The following is a 248-nucleotide window of genomic DNA, read 5'->3' as shown; positions in this document are numbered from 1 at the left end:
GCGAAATAGTATACTGGGGCCCCCGAAAAGTAATCGGACTAAGCTTCAACGCTTTTCTTCACTTTTTGGGGTTGCTTGGTGGGCCCTAGTGGACTCGAACCACCGACCTCACCCTTATCAGGGGTGCGCTCTAACCAGCTGAGCTAAGGGCCCATTTTGCTTTCACAAAAAAATAACCTGGACATGGTTTCGCCCAGCTTCTTCATCTTGCTTGGCAAATGAATGTTGATCAGGTTGTATAACCCTCT

Annotated in this window: 1 tRNA gene; it reads right to left on the bottom strand. The window is 48.4% G+C overall.

The window, feature by feature from the left end:
* Positions 1 to 76 precede the first annotated feature (76 nt).
* Positions 77 to 153: transfer RNA gene (locus PSHG_RS26145), tRNA-Ile, on the bottom strand.
* Between the last annotated feature and the right edge of the window lie 95 nt (positions 154 to 248).

Origin of the sequence: Paenibacillus senegalensis JC66 (assembly GCF_000285515.1) — a bacterium.
GTDB lineage: Bacteria > Bacillota > Bacilli > Paenibacillales > NBRC-103111 > Paenibacillus_L > Paenibacillus_L senegalensis.
This window is presented reverse-complemented; position numbering and strand designations above follow the sequence as displayed.